Annotated in this window: 13 protein-coding genes and 4 tRNA genes; 4 read left to right on the top strand and 13 right to left on the bottom strand. The window is 64.5% G+C overall.

The features are described from left to right. Positions 1-41 precede the first annotated feature (41 nt). A complete protein-coding gene (locus CAG29_RS26645) occupies positions 42-1,733 on the top strand; it encodes a molecular chaperone HscC (protein WP_085579543.1) in 1,692 nt (563 codons plus the stop codon). On the opposite strand, the gene CAG29_RS26640 is transcribed toward CAG29_RS26645, so the two are convergent. From CAG29_RS26640 to gltX, 12 genes are all read right to left on the bottom strand, one after another. Beyond that, positions 1,718-4,426 carry a DUF805 domain-containing protein gene (locus CAG29_RS26640; protein ID WP_085695398.1) on the bottom strand — a complete coding sequence of 903 codons (2,709 nt, stop codon included), beginning with the start codon at positions 4,424-4,426 and terminating at the stop codon, positions 1,718-1,720. The genes CAG29_RS26645 and CAG29_RS26640 overlap by 16 nt on opposite strands. Next, positions 4,423-5,118, bottom strand: a complete 696-nt coding sequence (locus tag CAG29_RS26635; protein ID WP_085579539.1) for a DUF1266 domain-containing protein — start codon at positions 5,116-5,118, stop codon at positions 4,423-4,425. The genes CAG29_RS26640 and CAG29_RS26635 overlap by 4 nt, the downstream gene beginning before the upstream one ends. Before the next feature lie 186 nt (positions 5,119-5,304). Next, the gene (locus CAG29_RS26630) at positions 5,305-5,751 is read right to left on the bottom strand and encodes an Hsp20 family protein (RefSeq protein WP_085579537.1); all 447 of its coding nucleotides are present in this window, start codon (positions 5,749-5,751) and stop codon (positions 5,305-5,307) included. A 119-nt stretch (positions 5,752-5,870) separates the two neighbouring features. Continuing rightward, positions 5,871-6,830: a tRNA-dihydrouridine synthase gene (locus CAG29_RS26625; protein WP_085695397.1), complete on the bottom strand. Its 960-nt coding sequence runs from the start codon at positions 6,828-6,830 to the stop codon at positions 5,871-5,873. A 91-nt stretch (positions 6,831-6,921) separates the two neighbouring features. Then, the gene (locus CAG29_RS26620) at positions 6,922-7,371 is read right to left on the bottom strand and encodes a thioesterase family protein (RefSeq protein ID WP_085579533.1); all 450 of its coding nucleotides are present in this window, start codon (positions 7,369-7,371) and stop codon (positions 6,922-6,924) included. Between the two features lie 48 nt (positions 7,372-7,419). Then, positions 7,420-8,253: an alpha/beta fold hydrolase gene (locus CAG29_RS26615; protein WP_085630671.1), complete on the bottom strand. Its 834-nt coding sequence runs from the start codon at positions 8,251-8,253 to the stop codon at positions 7,420-7,422. Between the two features lie 30 nt (positions 8,254-8,283). Further along, positions 8,284-8,823 carry a TetR/AcrR family transcriptional regulator gene (locus CAG29_RS26610; RefSeq protein ID WP_085579529.1) on the bottom strand — a complete coding sequence of 180 codons (540 nt, stop codon included), beginning with the start codon at positions 8,821-8,823 and terminating at the stop codon, positions 8,284-8,286. A gap of 181 nt (positions 8,824-9,004) precedes the next feature. Further along, positions 9,005-9,080: transfer RNA gene (locus CAG29_RS26605), tRNA-Glu, on the bottom strand. Positions 9,081-9,157: 77 nt separating this feature from the next. Continuing rightward, positions 9,158-9,233, bottom strand: a tRNA-Ala gene (locus tag CAG29_RS26600). A 53-nt stretch (positions 9,234-9,286) separates the two neighbouring features. Next, positions 9,287-9,362 (bottom strand) — tRNA-Glu (locus tag CAG29_RS26595). Between the two features lie 80 nt (positions 9,363-9,442). Then, positions 9,443-9,518: transfer RNA gene (locus tag CAG29_RS26590), tRNA-Ala, on the bottom strand. A gap of 214 nt (positions 9,519-9,732) precedes the next feature. Next, positions 9,733-11,214 (bottom strand): glutamate--tRNA ligase, encoded by a 1,482-nt coding sequence (gene gltX / locus CAG29_RS26585; RefSeq protein ID WP_085584319.1) that lies wholly within the window; start codon positions 11,212-11,214, stop codon positions 9,733-9,735. Positions 11,215-11,445: 231 nt separating this feature from the next. On the opposite strand from gltX, the gene CAG29_RS26580 reads away from it, so the two are divergent. Then, positions 11,446-12,495, top strand: a complete 1,050-nt coding sequence (locus CAG29_RS26580; RefSeq protein ID WP_085584321.1) for an HlyD family secretion protein — start codon at positions 11,446-11,448, stop codon at positions 12,493-12,495. Between the two features lie 49 nt (positions 12,496-12,544). Then, positions 12,545-14,035 carry an MDR family MFS transporter gene (locus CAG29_RS26575; protein ID WP_170930406.1) on the top strand — a complete coding sequence of 497 codons (1,491 nt, stop codon included), beginning with the start codon at positions 12,545-12,547 and terminating at the stop codon, positions 14,033-14,035. Positions 14,036-14,654: 619 nt separating this feature from the next. On the opposite strand, the gene uvrB is transcribed toward CAG29_RS26575, so the two are convergent. Further along, entirely contained in the window at positions 14,655-16,670 is a 2,016-nt protein-coding gene (gene uvrB, locus CAG29_RS26570; protein WP_085584325.1) for an excinuclease ABC subunit UvrB, read from the bottom strand. A gap of 337 nt (positions 16,671-17,007) precedes the next feature. Here uvrB and CAG29_RS26565 point away from each other — a divergent pair, with 337 nt between their 5' ends. Further along, the gene (locus CAG29_RS26565) at positions 17,008-18,204 is read left to right on the top strand and encodes an amino acid aminotransferase (protein WP_085584327.1); all 1,197 of its coding nucleotides are present in this window, start codon (positions 17,008-17,010) and stop codon (positions 18,202-18,204) included. The last annotated feature ends 143 nt before the right edge of the window (positions 18,205-18,347 follow it).

Here is an 18,347-nt window from a genome sequence, read left to right as displayed (position 1 = left end):
GTAGGGTCGCGGTCTTTCACCCGGCTCCAACGAGATCGATCATGCAGGATGCAACCCTCCCCCGCCCGGCCATGCTGGGCATTGACCTTGGCACCACCAACAGCCTCATCGCCGTCTGGCAGGACGGCCAGGCCCGGCTGATCCCCAATGCCCTGGGCGATGTGCTGACCCCGTCGGTGGTCAGCCTCGACGAGGACGACAGCGTCCTGGTGGGCAAGGCCGCCCGCGCCCGCCTGACCACCCATCCGCAGCGCACGGCGGCGGCCTTCAAGCGCTTCATGGGCAGCGAAAAGCGCCTCGAATTGGGCGACCGCTCGTTCAGCCCCGAGGAGCTCTCGGCCCTGGTGATCGGCGCGCTCAAGCAGGACGCCGAAGCCTGGCTCGGCCATCCCGTTGACGAAGCGGTGATTTCGGTGCCGGCGTACTTCAGCGACGAACAACGCAAACGCACGCTGTTCGCCGCCGAACTGGCCGGCCTGAAAGTGTCGCGGTTGATCAACGAACCCACCGCCGCCGCCATGGCCTACGGCCTGCATGAGCAGGCGTTCGAGCGCACGCTGATCTTCGACCTGGGCGGCGGCACGTTCGACGTGACGGTGCTGGAATACGCGCTGCCGCTGATCGAAGTCCACGCCTCCACCGGCGACAACTTCCTGGGCGGCGAAGACTTCACCGAAGCGTTGCGGCAGGCCTGCCTCAAGGACTGGCAGCTCACGCCGGCGCAGATCGACGCCCAGGCCATGGCCAGCCTCGGCGACGCCCTGGAACAGCTCAAGCGCAAACTCGCCGACGGCCCGCAGTCACTGAGCTGGCGCCACGGCGACACACCGTACGAATGGACGCTGGACGAAGCCGGCGCGCTGAAAATCTGGGAGCCGCTGCTGGCCCGCTTGCGCGCCCCCATCGAACAGGCCCTGCGCGACGCCCGCCTCAAGCCCCGCGACCTCGACAGCCTGGTGCTGGTGGGCGGCGCGACGCGCATGCCGGCGGTGCAGCAGATGGTGGCGACGCTGTTCGGCCGCCTGCCCCACCGCCACCTGGACCCGGACACCATCGTCGCCCTGGGCGCCGCCACGCAGGCGGCCTGCAAGGCCCGCGACGGCGCCATCGAAGAGCTGATCCTGACCGACGTCTGCCCTTACACCCTGGGCATCTCCACCCGCCGCAGCGACGAAATCACCGGCGCCTTCGCGCCGATCATCGAGCGCAACACGGTGATCCCGACGTCCCGGGTGCAGAGGTTCCACACCACCCATGCGTATCAGAGCGCGATCCGCATCGAGGTGTACCAAGGGGAACGGCCATGGGTGCGCGACAACATTTTCATCGACACCTTCGATGTGGAACTGGCACCCAGCGAACAGAGCCAGGAACTGGATGTGCGCTTCAGCTACGACATCAACGGCCTGCTGGAAGTGGACGTGACCCTGCTCGCCACCGGCGAGCGCCACAGCCACAGCATCGACCGCAGCCCCACCGGGCTCGACGAACAGGCCAGGCAGGCCAGCCATGAACGGTTGACCGCCCTCAAGACTCACCCCCGCGACACGCTGCCCAACCGGACGCTGCTGGCCCGCCTGGAGCGGGCCTGGGCGCAAAGCCTGGGGGACGAGCGCCAACGGATCGCCGATTGGCTGGACGCCTTCACCACCGTGCTCGCCGGCCAGCGACCGTCAGAGATCGCCAGCCAGCGCAACCGGCTCAACCAAGCGCTGGATCAGTTGTGCCTCTGACCGCCCAGCTGCCGTAACGCGGCTTGCAGACCGCCGGCCAGTGCGTCGTCACCCGCGCTGTCCGGCGCAACGCCGTAACGGTTGGGCAACTTGTCGCCGGGGAAGGCAAACAGGATCAGCGGCAGGAACGGAAAGAACGGCGACAGGCACGCGAGCACCAGCAATGTCGGAATGCCACGCCCGATGTCGTGCAGGCGCCGGAGCACGGCGCCGACCAGAAAGGCCAGGCCCAGCAGCGACACGGCGATCCCGGTCAGCGCCACACCGCTGAACAGCGCGGCCAACGGCGTGACCAGCAGCGTACCGATCACCTGCCCGATGAACGCCCCACGCCCCAACCGGGTACCCAACCGCCAGAAGGCGCCGGCGGGCACCGGACGGCTGTCGCCCTTGGCCAGCAGCAGGCATTCGCACCGGGACAGCAACGCACTGAAGGCAAACCGCAGGCCGAGCCCGAGCGCCGGGTTGTCCTTGGCCTGTTGCAGGCGCAGCAGGGTTTTCTGGCGCGGCACGCCCGCGCCGCCGTATCGCACCAATCCCTTGAGCGCATCGAGCGCCAGATAGAACGCGTCGCTGGCGACCCCTTCGTCTTCCAGCGCCTGACGTGGCGGACGCGGCGGCTCGCCCTTGATCAGGCCGTGGCGGAATTCGTCGAACCAGTCCTGGGGGTTCACCACTTCGGTGATCCTGTCGAGCAGGAACCGGCGCTGCTGCGCATCGAACAACGGGTCGTGGTACAGCACGGCGGTGAGCAGCATGCGCCCGAGCAAGTCATCGTCGAAAGCATGGATGTCACTGCGCAGGCATTCGAGCAAACGGTCGTTGCCCAGCAACCGGGGGCTGCCCAGCGCCTGCCGGACACCCAGCAACCGCCGGGCGAGCGCGGCGTGCACCGGATCCGACGGCTGCAGCCAGCCGAACAGCGCGCTCAGGTCGACGTGCTCGCGCTTCAGGCGGCTCAGCAACGGCTGCACCCGGCTGACCGGGTGGGCGGGGTCGAACGCCAGGCGGTCCAGGCACGGCGCATCGACCATGCCCAGCCAACGCTCCGGCTGCTCCAGCAGCGCCAACAGGAACGCCGTTTGGGCGTGCCACTGCCACACGGCCTCGCCCTGCCCCGACGCCGGCAACAGGACATCGCTCTCGCTCAGTTCCAGCAACAGGCTCAAGGTCGACAGATCGCTGTCGGCCTTCGGGTCATTGAACTTGAACGCCTGGGCGATGCGCTCCAGGCCGACGCGGCTGTACGGACGCCAACGCCGCAGCCACACCCGGCAGATCTTGTGCGCTTCGCCTTTTTCGAGCGCGGCCGGCAGCGGGCCGGGCGCCCCGTTCCCATCGACGAAGCGTTCCATCGCCAACGGCACGGGCGCCCGGGTCAGCCAGCGCACGTGCTGTTCGGCCTGATGCTGCAACCCGTTCAGCACCAGCCCTTCAAGGGCATCGATGGGTTCCGGTTCATCCAGCACCTGGCGCAGCAACGCAACGTCACCCCGGTGCAGCGCCCAGGCGTGCCGGTACAGGCGTTGCAGCCGGGCGTCGTCTTGATGGCCGAGCAACAGCGCCAGCAGCGGCCACTCATCGCCGCCCGTGCGCCAGTCGACGAAGCACTGGGCCAACCCTTGCAGCGGCAGCCGACCCGCGCCCATCCAGCGCGCCAGGGTTTCGGGGCGTTGGGACGGGCTGCCGTATTCCTGGCTGACGTGACCGAGGTCGGCCGACCATGCGCTGAAATCCCCCAGCCGGTCAAAGCCCTGGATCAACAGCGGCAAGACATCCGGCTGGCGCTTGGCGCACAGCGCCAGCAACTGGCTCTCCGCCTTGGGATGACGATGTTCCCGCCACAGCCGCACCCAATGGGGCAGCGCCTGATCGTCCTGCCCCAGCAGGGTGTGCTGGCAGGCGAGCAGATACAGCCCGTCCACGTCATCCGGCGCTGCGCGCCAGTGTTCGAGGCACATCTGCAGCAAATCCGCGCCGCCGATGCCCGCCTGGGTGAACTGCACCAGCAGGCGCCGGATGAACCCAGGGTCGTTGGGCAGCGGCAGGCAGGTGTGCTGACGGGCGAAATACTCGAACTCATGGAGCGGACGCTGGTTGAAAATGAAGTCGAGGGTGCGCGCGTACCAGAGGCTTTCGATCTGCGCGGGCGCCGACCAGGTGTCCATGACTGTGGTATCGAACGGCGCGGGATCGTCGAGCCGCACCAGGTAATCCTCGACGTCCCGGGCATGATCGAAGCCCAGCTCCAGCAAATGCCGATCCCAGGCCATGCGCCGGGCCAACAGCCCTGCGCCGGAGGCGGAGAACGGACCGTTTTCCCTCAGCTTGCGGAACAGGCCCCAACGCAGGTCGTCCAGTTCGCCCAGCGGCAACCGGTCCAGGCTTTGGACAAAGGCTTGCCAGGCATCGGCGTTGAAGCGTCGCGCCGGATCCTTGAGCAACCCGTCGAAGTCGATGAACACCTGCCGTACGAGTGACGAATCCGGCGTCGTGTCCGGTGTCGTGTCCTCGACATCTTCCGGCTCATCATCGCGGGCCAGCCGGATCGCGCTTTCGTAGGCCTGGCGCAGGGCCTGGAAACCCTCCGGATCGGTTTCCGGATGATGGGCCGGCAGGCGTGCCCGGTACGCATTGCGAATCAGCGTTTCATCGGTGGTGGGATCGATGCCCAAACGTATCCAGCAACTCATGACCAGTCGAATGCCTCAAGCGATGCCGGGCGTGGCGGCAAGTCCAGATCCAGGTGCCAGGGCAAATCCGCGAGGAAGACCGGCATGTTTTGCCCCAGGCCCTTGGCGATCAATGCGGTATTGGCGTTCTGCCCCTGCCGGTCCAGCTCGTGGGCCAGTTCATCGTCAGGGTTGTCGAGGCAGCCCCAGAACGAGCGCCCGACCATGAAACCGTTGAAATAGGCCAACCAGCTGCCGTAGTGAAACTGCGCCCGCACCGCCAGCCGACTGTGCAGCCAGAGGCTCTCGGCCTCGTCGATCCAGAGGTTGCGCACGCCGCAGCGCAGCAGGAAGCCCATGCGCCCGTAATCCCAGGACAGGATCCCGCCCGGCCCGCAACTGCCGAACGTGCGGCTGGCGAACTCGTGAAGAATACGTTCACGGGGCTCAAGGGTGTCGAGCAGCGCCTGCCATTCGCTCGGCAGGCAACGTTGCCAGGCACGGTAGGCCGGGGCGAGATGCCGCGCATGGCCGCCGTCGGTCATGCCGTCGAGCATGTCCAGCAATTGTGCGCGGTCGTTGATCCTCCAACTGCGTTGCAGATCGATGTATTGATCGTCGCAGAACGCGGGATCCGCGTACCCGGCACCGGGGTTGAGCGCCGCCATCGGCGCTGAAAGGGCGAACAGCCAGCGCTGTTGAATCTCGTCCATGAAAAGAGGCTCCAGACCGACCGTAAGGAATGGGGTCGGCAAAACTGCGCGGATTGTAGAGAAACCGCCGGGAGGCGGCAAAGCATGCGCAGATCTTTCGTGCGCATGCAAAAAGGCCCCGACAGTGTCGGGGCCTTCATCGCACGGCTTATCGTCCGTCTGGACGAATGTGTGTCAGCACATGAATCAGTGCTGCAGGGCCGGCTTCTGCGCGCCGTTGATCGGGATGCGCTTGGCTTTCGCCTCTTCCGGGATCACGCGCAGCAGGTCGATGCTCAGCAGACCGTTGCTCAGGCCGGCGGCCTTGATCTCGATGTGGTCGGCCAACCGGAACGACAGCTTGAACGCACGCTGGGCGATGCCCTGGTGCAGGAAGGTGACGCCTTCGTTGGCGTCACGCTTGCCGCCGCTGATGGTCAGCACGCCCTTCTCGACCTGCAGATCCAGGTCTTCTTCCTGGAAGCCGGCGGCGGCCACGACGATGCGGTATTGGTCGTCACCGTGCTTTTCGACGTTGTAGGGCGGGTAGGTGCTGCCGGGCTCGTTGCGCAGGGCGGTTTCGAACAGGTCGTTGAAACGGTCGAAACCCACCGAGGAACGGAACAGCGGGGCAAGGGAAAATGCAGTACTCATGGTTCAAATCTCCTGAAAACAATCAGCAAGTTTTTTGACTCCGCGACCCGAATTCGGCATCGCGTAACCCTTAGATAGGGACCGCCGTTTGCATTTCAAGAGAACTTGCGAAGATTTTTTCAGGCCGCCTCGGCCACCGGCACACCCAGCAGGCGCGAGACCTGGTCCACGTCGGTCTCGCGGCGCAGGACGGAAAACAGCTCCACCGCCTCGGGGTAATTGCGCGTGAGCATGGCCAGCCACTGCTTGAGCCGGCCCGGCGACTGGCGGGGCGTCATCTGCGCCTTGGCCTGCAGCCAGAAGTCCCGGATCAGCGGCATCAGCTCGGCCCAGGTCATCTCGACCACTTCTTCACCGGCCCGGGCGGCGGCGATCTGCTTGGCCAGGTCCGGGCGCGAGACCAGGCCGCGGCCGAGCATGATGTCTTCCACGCCGCTGATTTCGCGGCAACGGCGCCAGTCCTCGACGCTCCAGATGTCGCCGTTGGCGAACACCGGCACCTTGACCACGTCCTGCACGCGGGGGATCCACTCCCAGTGGGCCGGCGGCTTGTAGCCGTCGGTCTTGGTGCGGGCGTGGACGACGATGTGTTCGGCGCCGCCTTCGGCCAGCGCCGTGGCGCACACCAGCGAACCGTCCGGGCTGTCGAAGCCCAGGCGCATCTTGGCGGTGACCGGAATGTGCGCCGGCACCGCGCGGCGGACATGCTCGACGATCTGGTTGAGCAGTTCCGGCTCCTTGAGCAGCACCGCCCCGCCCCGGGACTTGTTGACGGTCTTGGCCGGGCAGCCGAAGTTGAGGTCGATCACCTCCGAGCCCAGCTCACAGGCCAGCGCGGCGTTTTCCGCCAGGCACACCGGGTCGGAACCCAGCAGTTGGACGCGCAGCGGCACACCGGCCGCGGTGCGCGCGCCGTTGAGCAGTTCAGGGCCGAACTTGTGGAAATAGGCCGGTGTGAGCAGTTGGTCGTTGACCCGGATGAACTCGGTCACGCACCAGTCGATACCGCCGACACGGGTCAACACATCGCGCAGGATGTCGTCGACCAACCCTTCCATCGGCGCCAGGGCAATTTGCATGGAAAAACACACTCAAGGAAAAACGTGCGGCAGTTTACTGGATTATCGAAGGGTTCTGCAGGTGCGGGAGCACGCTCGCTCCCGCAAAGCATCAGCTTTGCAGGCTTTCCGACGCCTGGATCGCCGGGCCGTAGCCTTCGATGAACTCCGCCGGCATGCGCTTGGGCCGACCGGTGGACAGTTCGATGCAGGCGAACGTGGTGCGGGCCCGCAGCAGCGTGGTGTTGTCGCTGGGGCGGATCAACTGGAACTGCCGGGTCATCCTCAGGCGCTGGTCCCAATCGACGATCCAGGTCGCCAATTGCAGTTCGTCGCCTTCGTAGGCGGCGGCCAGGTAGTCGATCTCATGCCGCACCACCGCCATCGCCCGATCCAGGCGCCGGTACTCGACCAGATCCAGCCCCAGCCGCTGCGAGTGGCGCCAGGCGCAACGTTCGAGCCAGGTCACGTACACCGCGTTGTTTGCGTGCCCCAGCCCGTCGATGTCCTCGGCGCCCACTTGCAGATCAATCGTAAACGGCGTTGCCCGATCCCAGCCCATGCCCCTCTCCCGGTCAGATGTGTTCGACCGGGGCAGTGTAACGGATGCCTAGGCCGATTGCCGCGCCTGAAGGCTGCGCCCGGCCAGCAGTGATAGCACCCCATCAATCACCCGGGGGTCGGCCAGCACGCGCTGATGGCCGCCGTCCGTGAGGCGCAACAGGCGGCTGTCGAACCAGGCTTCGTGGATCAGCTGCGATTCCTTGACCGGGACAAACGTGTCGTCCTCGGCATGGACGATCAGGCCCGGCATGTCCAGTTGATAGTGGGCGACATCGAGGGTGGCGGCGCGCATGCCGACGTCCCGCTCGACCTGACGGATGAACGCCGAGCGGGCCCTGGGCGGCATGCCGACGTAACGGGCGAAGCCGCGCAGCACCCCCAGGATCCGCGCCGGGGCGGCGATGCTCACCAGCGTCTCGGTGCGCAAGCCCAGCTGCACCGCGAGCATGGCGCTGGCGCCGCCCATCGAGTGGCCGATGACGGCCTGCAGCGGCGGCAGTTCGGCGGCGGCTTCGAGCATGGCCCGGGCGAACAGCACGACGTTGGCTTCACGTCCCGGCGAACGGCCGTGGGCCGGGCCGTCCAGCGCGACCACCGTGTAGCCGGCATCGACCAGCGCGTTGATCAATGACGCGAACTGAGTCGGCCGCCCTTCCCAACCGTGCATCAGCAGCACGGTCGGGCCTTGGCCCCAGCGCAAGGCCGACAGGCCGAAGCGCAGCGTGATCCGTTCGGACTTCGCCAGCAGCGGCAATTCCCAGTCCCGCGGCGGATGTTCCCGTGGCGTCATGAACGCCAGACGCATTTTGTTCGCCACCAGTTTCGGTGCGAACCAGCCCAAGGTGCCGTTAACGCCGCGAACCCACTTCAACGCGTTCATCGCTCTCTCCTCAGGCCTGTCGCCTTCAGGTCAACGCACCGCCGACTTGGCGGCGCGCAGCAATCGATCGGATAAGTCCCCCGGCCCCAAGGCCCTCGCCAGCGCGAGGCCGCCGACCATCAGGGCCATGTCGGCCAAGGCCTTGTCGGTGTCTTCAGGGCTTGAGGCCAACTGAGCCACCATCAACTCCATGTGTTCGTTCAGTGCGATCCGGAAAGCCTCCGGCAACCGTCCCAACTCGCCGATGGAGGCCGGGATCGGGCACGCTGCCTCGCTGGAATCGCGGTGCTTGCGCGACAGATAGAAGGCGGCGACCAGGGCGCGGCGTTCTTCGCCGGTCAACTCGGCGTCCATGTCGTCGATCAGGTCACGGCGCCGCCCCAGCAGTTGCTTGAACGCTTCGAGCATCATGGCGTCCTTGCTTTCGAAGTGGGCGTAGAAGCCACCGACGGTCAGGCCGGCCGCGCCCATCACTTCACCCACGCTCGGTTCCGCCGGGCCGCGCTGGATCAGTGCGGCGCTGGCAGCCTTGAGGATGCGTTCGCGGGTTTGAGCTTTCTTGTCGTTCATCGTCGCCTCCGAATATTACGATTAGAATATTATTCTCATAATAATATTCTGCAAGTCACAGATATGACCGCTGGTCTGAAGCACAGTGTAAGGAAAAAGGAGAAATGGCCAAACGCCAGACAAACAAAAGGGCCATTCAATGATTGAATGACCCTTAAAAATCCCGCAAGGCGGGTAATCGTGGCGTCCCCTAGGGGACTCGAACCCCTGTTACCGCCGTGAAAGGGCGGTGTCCTAGGCCACTAGACGAAGGGGACGCAAACCCTTCTACAACTGATCAGTGCTGAGTGCTGATCGCTTCAAGGCCGGAGTGGCCAGACCTTGAAGTGTAAATTGGTGGAGCTAGACGGGATCGAACCGTCGACCTCTTGCATGCCATGCAAGCGCTCTCCCAGCTGAGCTATAGCCCCAGATTTTTCGCCTCGCGGCGGAGCGGCATCTTGCGACATCGCTTCTGTGAAACTGGCGTCCCCTAGGGGACTCGAACCCCTGTTACCGCCGTGAAAGGGCGGTGTCCTAGGCCACTAGACGAAGGGGACGCAAACCCTTCTGTACATCTGATCAACGCTGAGTGTTGATCGCTTCAAGGCCCAATTGGCCAGACCTTGAAGTGTAAATTTGGTGGAGCTAGACGGGATCGAACCGTCGACCTCTTGCATGCCATGCAAGCGCTCTCCCAGCTGAGCTATAGCCCCTCAATGTCGCTTCGTTGTTGCTTCGTCGTTGAGGACGGGGCGAATCTTAAGGGCGTATCGGAAGCCTGTCAAACTTATTTTTCAAAAATTTTAAAATTTTTTGTCGGCATAACAATCACTTACCGCCCTCCCCCCGAAAATACGGGGGGAAACCGCCGCAGGGCAGGATCAAAAGATCGCAACCCCCGGCGGCTCCACCGAACGCCAACCGCGATTAAGCGATGGCGCCCAGCAGTTTTTCCCACTCTTTGTTTTCTTTCTTCGAGACACCGCCCAGCAAATCAATGGCTTGGCGCAACCGGAAGCGGGTCAGGTCCGGCCCGAGGATTTCCATCGCATCGAGCACCGACACCGAACTGGCCTGGCCGGTGATCGCCGCGAACATCAGCGGCATCGCGTCACGCAGCTTCAGCTCAAGGGATTCGACCACCGCCTGGATCGTCGCGGTGATGGTGTCCTTCTCCCACTGACGCAGGCTTTCCAGCTTCCACAGGATCAGTTGCATCAGTTGCCGGACCTGGTCGCCCGACAGCTTCTTGGATTCGAACAGCTTGGCATCCGGACTCACGCCGCCGGCAAAGAAGAACCCGGCCAGCGGTGCGACCTGGCTGAAGGTTTCGACGCGGCCCTGGACGTGCGGCGCGATCTTCATCATGTAGTCGGCATTGAATGCCCATTTCTGAATGCGCGCGGCGAACTCTTCCACCGGCAGGTCGCGCAGCCATTGGCCGTTGAGCCACGACAGCTTCTCGATGTCGAAGATCGGCCCGCCCAGCGATACGCGCGACAGGTCGAAGTTGTCGACCATCTCCTGCAGCGAGAACTTCTCGCGCTCGTCCGGCATCGACCAGCCCATGCGGCCCAAGTAGTTGAGCATCGCCTCAGGCATGAAGCCCATGCGCTCGTAGAAGGTCACCGAGGTCGGGTTCTTGCGCTTGGACAGCTTGCTCTTGTCCGGGTTGCGCAGCAGCGGCATGTAGCACAGGGTCGGCTTTTCCCAACCGAAGTATTCGTACAGCAGGATCAGTTTCGGCGCCGACGGCAGCCACTCTTCGCCGCGCAGCACGTGGGTGATGCCCATCAGGTGATCGTCGACCACGTTGGCCAGGAAGTACGTCGGCAGGCCGTCGGTCTTCATCAGCACTTGCATGTCCATGCGGTCCCACGGGATCTCGACATCGCCGCGCAGCATGTCCGGCACCACGCAGACGCCTTCGGTCGGCACCTTCATGCGGATCACGTGAGGCTCGCCGGCGGCCAGGCGACGCGCGACCTCTTCCTTGGACAGCAGCAGCGCACGGCCGTCGTAGCGCGGGGTTTCGCCGCGGGCCATCTGCTCGGCGCGCATCTGGTCCAGCTCCTCGGCGGTGCAGAAGCACGGGAACGCGTGGCCCATGTCGACCAGTTGCTGGCAGTACTGCTTATAGATGTCGCCGCGCTCGCTCTGCCGGTACGGGCCGTGCGGGCCGCCGACGTCCGGGCCTTCGCTCCAGTCGATGCCGAGCCAGCGCAGGGCGTCGAAGATCTGCTGTTCGGACTCGCGGGTCGAACGCAACTGGTCGGTGTCTTCGATCCGCAGGATGAACTCACCGCCGTGCTGCTTGGCGAAGCAGTAGTTGAACAGTGCGATGTAGGCAGTGCCGACGTGGGGATCCCCGGTAGGCGATGGCGCGATGCGAGTGCGGACGGTGGTCATGGCATGTCTCGAAAAGAATGAAAAGCAAAGAACAATCAAGCGGCGAATGGTAACAGGCGACACCCGCCCCGCTCCAGCAGGCAGGGCATTTAAGCCAAGGTTGCGCCTATAACGCCTTTTGCCCCGCCTGAATGACCGCCTATCAGCCGATGGCATTTACCGCTTGTCGGCTATCTGCCAGATTCGACCCCTGATAATTTTCCTTACAATTCCTCGACTACAGTTTGCCCCATGCCTGCCCAACTCAAGCGTCGCCTGTCCCTGTTCCTGCTGCTGGTCCTGCTGATCGCCGGCGGACTGTTCGCCCACTGGTTCTTCAAGGGGCGCTTCTACGAGAGCACCGACAACGCCTACGTGCAGGGCGAAATCACGCGCATCTCCAGCCAGTTGAGCGCGCGTGTCGACGAAGTCCTGGTGCAGGACAACCAGCACGTCGAAAAGGGCCAACTGCTGGTGCGCCTCGAAGGCGACGATTTCCGTCTGGCGGTGGACCGCGCCAATGCCGCCCTCGCCACCCGCGAAGCCGAACGCCAGCAGGCCCAGAGCAAGCTGACCCAGCAATCCAGCCTGATCGCCGCCAGCGAAGCGCAAGTCGCCACCACCGAAGCCACCTTGGGCCGCTCGCAGATCGACCTGAACCGCGCCCAGGCCCTGCGCAAGCCAGGCTTCATTTCCGAGGAACGGGTGACCACCCTCTCCGCCGACGCCCATATCGCCCGTTCGCAAGTGGCCAAGGCCCAGGCAGATGCCCAGAGCCAGCGCCAGCAGGTCAACGCGCTGACGGCGGAGGTCAAGCGTCTCGACGCCCAGATCGCCAACGCCCGGGCCGACCTGGCCCAGGCCCAGCTGAACCTCACCCGCAGCGAAATCCACGCCCCGATCAGCGGGCTGATCGGCCAGCGCGCCGCACGCAACGGCCAGGTCGTCCAGGCCGGCGCCTACCTGCTGTCGATCGTGCCGGACGAGGACATCTGGGTGCAGGCCAACTTCAAGGAAACCCAGATCGGCCGCATGCAGCCGGGCCAAAAGGCCGAGCTGACGTTCGACGCCTACAGCGACACGCCCATCGAGGCACGGGTCGACAGCCTGTTCGCCGCCTCCGGCGCGCAGTTCAGCCTGCTGCCGCCGGACAACGCCACCGGCAACTTCACCAAGGTCGTGCAGCGGATTCCGGTGAAGCTGACGTTCAAGGCCGACAATCCGCTGCGCGGCAAGATCCGGCCGGGCATGTCGGTCACCGCCACCGTGAACATCAAAGACGCCCCGGACAATGGCCGGTGACCCGCTGATCCGCCCGGTCGGCGAACCGACCCGGCGGGACTGGATCGCGGTGATGAGCGTGATGCTGGGCGCGTTCATGGCCGTGCTCGACATCCAGATCACCAACTCTTCGCTCAAGGACATCCAGGGCGCGCTGTCGGCGACCCTGGAGGAAGGCTCGTGGATCTCCACCTCCTATCTGGTGGCGGAAATCATCATGATTCCGCTGACCGCCTGGCTGGTGCAACTGCTCTCGGCGCGGCGGCTGGCGGTGTGGGTGTCGCTGGGCTTTCTGGTCTCGTCGCTGCTGTGCTCGATGGCCTGGAGCCTGGAGAGCATGATCGTGTTCCGTGCCATGCAAGGGTTCACCGGCGGCGCACTGATCCCACTGGCGTTCACCCTCACCCTGATCAAGCTCCCCGAGCACCACCGCGCCAAGGGCATGGCGATGTTCGCCATGACGGCCACGTTCGCCCCGTCCATCGGGCCGAGCCTGGGCGGCTGGCTCACGGAGAACTGGGGGTGGGAGTACATCTTCTACATCAACATCCCGCCGGGGCTGATCATGATCGCCGGGCTGATGTACGGGCTGGAGAAGAAGGAAGCGCATTGGGAGCTGCTCAAAAGCACCGACTACGCCGGCATCCTCACCCTCGGCGTCGGCCTCGGCTGCCTGCAGGTGTTCCTGGAGGAAGGCCACCGCAAGGACTGGCTGGAATCGAGCCTGATCGTCACCCTCGGCAGCATCGCCCTGCTGAGCCTGATCACCTTCGTGATCGTGCAGGTCTCCAAGCCCCAGCCGCTGATCAACCTGGGCATCCTGCGCAACCGCAACTTCGGCCTGTCGAGCATTTCCAGCCTCGGCATGGGCGTCGGGCTGTACGGTTCGATCTACCTGCTGCCGCTGTACCTGGCGCAGATCCAGAACTACAACGCCCTGCAGATCGGCAATGTGATCATGTGGATGGGCGTGCCGCAGCTGTTCCTGATTCCGCTGGTGCCGAAGCTGATGAAGTTCGTCTCGCCGAAATGGCTGTGCACCCTCGGCTTCGGCCTGTTCGGGTTCGCGAGCTTTTCGTCCGGCGTGCTCAACCCGGATTTCGCCGGGCCGCAGTTCAACCAGATCCAGATCATCCGCGCCCTCGGCCAGCCGTTGATCATGGTCACCATCTCGCTGATCGCCACGGCCTACATCCTGCCGCAGGATGCGGGGTCGGCGTCGAGCCTGTTCAACATCCTGCGCAACCTCGGCGGCGCCATCGGCATCGCCCTGCTCGCCACCCTGCTCGATGCGCGCACCAAGACCTATTTCGATTACCTGCGCGAATCCATCGTGCCCACCAACCCGCAGGTGGCCGAGCGGCTGGCGTCGATGGCCGACCGGTTCGGCAGCGATACGGCGGCGCTTGGCAAACTGAATGAGATCGCCCACCAACAGGCCTTGATCATGGCCTACAACGATGCGTTCCATTTTGTCGGGATTGCGTTGGGGATCAGCATGCTGGCGATCCTGCTGACCAAGAAACTGCCGGCGGGGCTGAAGGCCGGAGAGGCGCACTAGCCGAAATCTACATGGTCTGTGCCGGCCCCATCGCTGGCAAGCCAGCTCCCACAGGTTTTTGTGGTGAACAAAGATACAGCGGATACCCGCAATCCCCTGTGGGAGCCAGCCTGCTGGCGATGGCGGTGGGTCAGGCAACAGAGGTGCCAGCAGTGCCGGCCCCATCGCTGGCAAGCCAGCTCCCACAAGTTTTGTGGTGTGCAAGGATTCTGCGGACACCGGTGATTCCTGTGGGAGCCAGCCTGCTGGCGATGACGGTGGATCAGGCAAAAGGGATGCCGGCAGTGCCGGCCCCATCGCTGGCAAGCCAGCTCCCACAGGTTTTTGTGGTGAACAAAGATTCAGCGGATACCCGCAATCCCCTGTGGGAGCCAGCCTGCTGGCGATGGCGGTGGGTCAGGCAACAGAGATGCCAGCAGTGCCGGCCCCATCGCTTGCAGGCAAGCTCCCACAGGTTTTTGTGGTGAACAAAGATTCAGCGGATACCCGCAATCCCCTGTGGGAGCCAGCCTGCTGGCGATGGCGGTGGATCAGGCAACAGAGATGCCGGCAGTGCCGGCCTCATCGCCGGCAAGCCAGTAGCCCACAATGGACTGATGCATGCCGTGCCACTGTAGGATCAGACGTTCAGCAAGCGCTCGCGCAGTTTGGCGATTTCGTCGCGCATCTGCGCCGCCGCTTCGAACTCCAGGTCCCGGGCCAACTGGTACATCTTCTCTTCCAGCGCACGGATGCGCTTGGTGATCTCGCTCGGCGAGCGCAGTTCGGCCTCGTACTTGGCGTTTTCCTCGGCGGCCTTGGCCATGCCCTTGCGCTTCTTGCTGCGCGAGCCGGGCACGTTGGCGCCTTCCATGATGTCGGTGATGTCCTTGACGACGCCTTTGGGCACGATGCCGTTGGCCGCGTTGAACGCGATCTGCTTGTCGCGGCGCCGCTCGGTCTCGCCGATGGCGCGCTCCATCGAACCGGTAATCTGATCCGCGTACAGGATCGCCCGGCCGTTGAGGTTGCGCGCCGCCCGGCCGATGGTCTGGATCAGCGAGCGCTCGGAGCGCAGGAAACCTTCCTTGTCGGCATCGAGAATCGCCACCAGCGACACTTCCGGCATGTCCAGCCCTTCGCGCAGCAGGTTGATCCCCACCAGCACATCGAACGTCCCCAGGCGCAGGTCGCGGATGATCTCGACCCGCTCCACGGTGTCGATGTCCGAGTGCAGGTAGCGCACGCGGATGCCATGGTCGGCCAGGTAATCGGTGAGGTCTTCGGCCATGCGCTTGGTCAGGGTGGTGACCAGCACGCGTTCCTCCAACGCCACCCGCTTGGTGATTTCCGAGAGGAGGTCATCGACCTGGGTCAGCGCCGGCCGCACCTCGACCTGTGGATCCACCAGGCCGGTGGGCCGCACCACCTGTTCGATCACCCGTCCGGCGTGCTCGGCCTCGTAGTTGCCGGGTGTCGCGGAGACGAAGATCGTCTGCGGGCTCACCCCTTCCCACTCGTCGAAGCGCATCGGCCTGTTGTCCAGCGCCGACGGCAGGCGGAAGCCGTACTCCACCAGGGTTTCCTTGCGCGAGCGGTCGCCCTTATACATCGCCCCGACCTGCGGCACGCTGACGTGGGATTCGTCGATCACCAGCAAGGCGTCGGCCGGCAGGTAATCGTAGAGGGTCGGCGGCGGCGCCCCGGCGGGCCGGCCGGACAGGTAGCGCGAGTAGTTTTCGATGCCGTTGCAGTAGCCCAGCTCCAGGATCATTTCCAGGTCGAAGCGGGTGCGCTGCTCCAGGCGCTGGGCCTCGACCAGTTTGTTGCTGTTGCGCAGGTATTCCAGACGCTCCTGCAGCTCGACCTTGATGCCCTCGACGGCATCGAGCAGGGTCTCGCGCGGCGTCACATAGTGGCTCTTGGGATAGAACGTGAAGCGCGGCAGCTTGCGGATGACTTCGCCGGTCAGCGGGTCGAACGCGCTGATGCTCTCCACCTCGTCGTCGAACAGCTCGATGCGGATCGCCTCAAGGTCCGATTCCGCCGGGTAGATGTCGATCACGTCGCCGCGCACCCGGAAGGTCGCCCGGGCGAAGTCCATGTCGTTGCGGGTGTACTGCAGGTCCGCCAGGCGCCGCACCAGCGCGCGCTGGTCGAGCTTGTCGCCGCGGTCCACGTGCAGCACCATCTTCAGGTAGGTTTCCGGGCTGCCCAGGCCGTAGATGCACGACACCGTGGTGACGATGATCGCGTCCTTGCGCTCCAGCAGCGCCTTGGTGGCGGACAGGCGCATCTGCTCGATGTGGTCGTTGATCGAGGCGTCCTTCTCGATGAAGGTGTCGGACGACGGCACATAGGCTTCGGGCTGGTAGTAGTCGTAGTAGGAAACGAAATACTCCACGGCGTTGTTCGGGAAGAACGACTTGAACTCCCCGTACAGCTGCGCGGCCAGGGTCTTGTTCGGCGCCAGCACCAGCGTCGGGCGCTGCACCTGGGCGATCACGTTGGCGATGCTGAACGTCTTGCCCGAACCGGTCACACCGAGCAGCGTCTGGTGCGCGAGCCCGGCTTCGATGCCTTCGACCATCTGGCGGATGGCCTCCGGCTGGTCGCCGGCCGGCGCGAAACGGGTGACAAGCTGGAATTCGGACATACACACCTCTGGCAGCGCGGCGTTCCGGGCAAACCGGAGCCTCACGGGGAAGACCGTCAACGACCGGTGTCGTTCAAGGAAAAACGGAGAATGTACCCAATGTGAAGGCTAATTCTTCACGTTTCAAGGCAAACGTCCTACATCCCGCGCAGACCCGGCCATGACCGTTCGACTGCCGGTCGAGAAATAATCGGAAAAACTTAAGCGAAATGCCGATTCGCCTGTCGCCACGGGTCGCCGATGGCCTCTATACTAGCTCCCCGTTTGTGCACCGCTCTAGTGCATTCGGCTGGAGCGTGACACGTCCCTCCATACTCCATTCAGAGCCGCCGTAATAATGAGCCTGTTCTCCGCTGTCGAAATGGCACCCCGCGATCCAATCCTGGGCCTCAACGAAGCATTCAACGCCGATACCCGCACCGACAAGGTCAACCTGGGTGTAGGTGTCTACTGCAACGAAGAGGGGCGAATTCCACTCCTGCGCGCCGTCATCGAAGCCGAAACCATTCGCGCCGCTCAGCACGCTTCCCGTGGCTACCTGCCGATCGACGGCATCGCCGCCTACGACCAGGCCGTGCAGAAGCTGCTGTTCGGCAACGACTCGCCGCTGCTGGCGGCCGGCCGTGTGGTCACCACCCAGGCCGTCGGCGGCACCGGCGCCCTGAAGATCGGCGCCGACTTCCTCAAGCAACTGCTGCCGAACGCCGTCGTGGCGATCAGCGACCCGAGCTGGGAAAACCACCGCGCGCTGTTCGAGACCGCCGGCTTCCCGGTGCAGAACTACCGTTACTACGACGCCGCCACCCACGACGTGAACCGTGCCGGCATGCTCGAAGACCTCAACGCCCTGCCGAACGGCTCGATCATTGTGCTGCACGCCTGCTGCCACAACCCGACCGGCGTTGACCTGAACCCGCAAGACTGGAAGAACGTCCTGGAAGCCGTCCGCGCCAAGGGCCACATTCCGTTCCTCGACATGGCCTACCAGGGCTTCGGCGACGGCATCGCCGAAGACGCCGCCGCGGTGCGTCTGTTCGCCGAGTCCGGCCTGACCTTCTTCGTGTCGAGCTCGTTCTCCAAGTCGTTCTCGCTGTACGGCGAGCGCGTCGGTGCCCTGTCGATCGTCAGCGAGTCCAAGGAAGAAAGCGCGCGCGTGCTGTCGCAGGTCAAGCGCGTGATCCGCACCAACTACTCCAACCCGCCGACCCACGGCGCAAGCATCGTGGCCGCCGTGCTGAACAGCCCGGAACTGCGCGCCCAATGGGAAGCCGAACTGGCGGAAATGCGTCTGCGCATCCGCGGCATGCGCGACCAGATGGTCGACCTGCTGGCGCAGAAGGCGCCGCAGCACGACTTCAGCTTCGTCGGCCGCCAGCGCGGCATGTTCTCCTACTCGGGCCTGAGCGTCGAACAGGTTCACCGCCTGCGCAACGAGTTCGGCATCTACGCCCTGGACACCGGCCGCATCTGCGTGGCCGCGCTGAACCAGAACAACATCAAGGTCGTGACGGACGCCATTGTCCAGGTCATCTGATCCGGCCTTGCGCTGAAGAACGGGAAGCCTTCGGGCTTCCCGTTTTTTGTTGGCGCGGAATAATCCTCCACACCCTCTAGACTGCACATATCGCCCGCTCCCTCGGAGCCCTGCGCATTTCTTGAATCCCAGCGAGAACCGAC

Source organism: Pseudomonas sp. B7(2017) (assembly GCF_002112745.1).
Taxonomy (GTDB): domain Bacteria; phylum Pseudomonadota; class Gammaproteobacteria; order Pseudomonadales; family Pseudomonadaceae; genus Aquipseudomonas; species Aquipseudomonas ekonensis.
This window is presented reverse-complemented; position numbering and strand designations above follow the sequence as displayed.

Excerpts from the sequence above, each read along its gene's own strand:
- CAG29_RS26645 (WP_085579543.1), top strand. The coding sequence starts at position 42 with ATGCAGGATGCAACCCTCCCCCGCCCGGCCATGCTGGGCATTGACCTT.
- CAG29_RS26640 (WP_085695398.1), bottom strand. The coding sequence starts at position 4,426 with ATGAGTTGCTGGATACGTTTGGGCATCGATCCCACCACCGATGAAACG.
- CAG29_RS26635 (WP_085579539.1), bottom strand. The coding sequence starts at position 5,118 with ATGGACGAGATTCAACAGCGCTGGCTGTTCGCCCTTTCAGCGCCGATG.
- CAG29_RS26630 (WP_085579537.1), bottom strand. The coding sequence starts at position 5,751 with ATGAGTACTGCATTTTCCCTTGCCCCGCTGTTCCGTTCCTCGGTGGGT.
- CAG29_RS26625 (WP_085695397.1), bottom strand. The coding sequence starts at position 6,830 with ATGCAAATTGCCCTGGCGCCGATGGAAGGGTTGGTCGACGACATCCTG.
- CAG29_RS26620 (WP_085579533.1), bottom strand. The coding sequence starts at position 7,371 with ATGGGCTGGGATCGGGCAACGCCGTTTACGATTGATCTGCAAGTGGGC.
- CAG29_RS26615 (WP_085630671.1), bottom strand. The coding sequence starts at position 8,253 with ATGAACGCGTTGAAGTGGGTTCGCGGCGTTAACGGCACCTTGGGCTGG.
- CAG29_RS26610 (WP_085579529.1), bottom strand. The coding sequence starts at position 8,823 with ATGAACGACAAGAAAGCTCAAACCCGCGAACGCATCCTCAAGGCTGCC.
- gltX (WP_085584319.1), bottom strand. The coding sequence starts at position 11,214 with ATGACCACCGTCCGCACTCGCATCGCGCCATCGCCTACCGGGGATCCC.
- CAG29_RS26580 (WP_085584321.1), top strand. The coding sequence starts at position 11,446 with ATGCCTGCCCAACTCAAGCGTCGCCTGTCCCTGTTCCTGCTGCTGGTC.
- uvrB (WP_085584325.1), bottom strand. The coding sequence starts at position 16,670 with ATGTCCGAATTCCAGCTTGTCACCCGTTTCGCGCCGGCCGGCGACCAG.
- CAG29_RS26565 (WP_085584327.1), top strand. The coding sequence starts at position 17,008 with ATGAGCCTGTTCTCCGCTGTCGAAATGGCACCCCGCGATCCAATCCTG.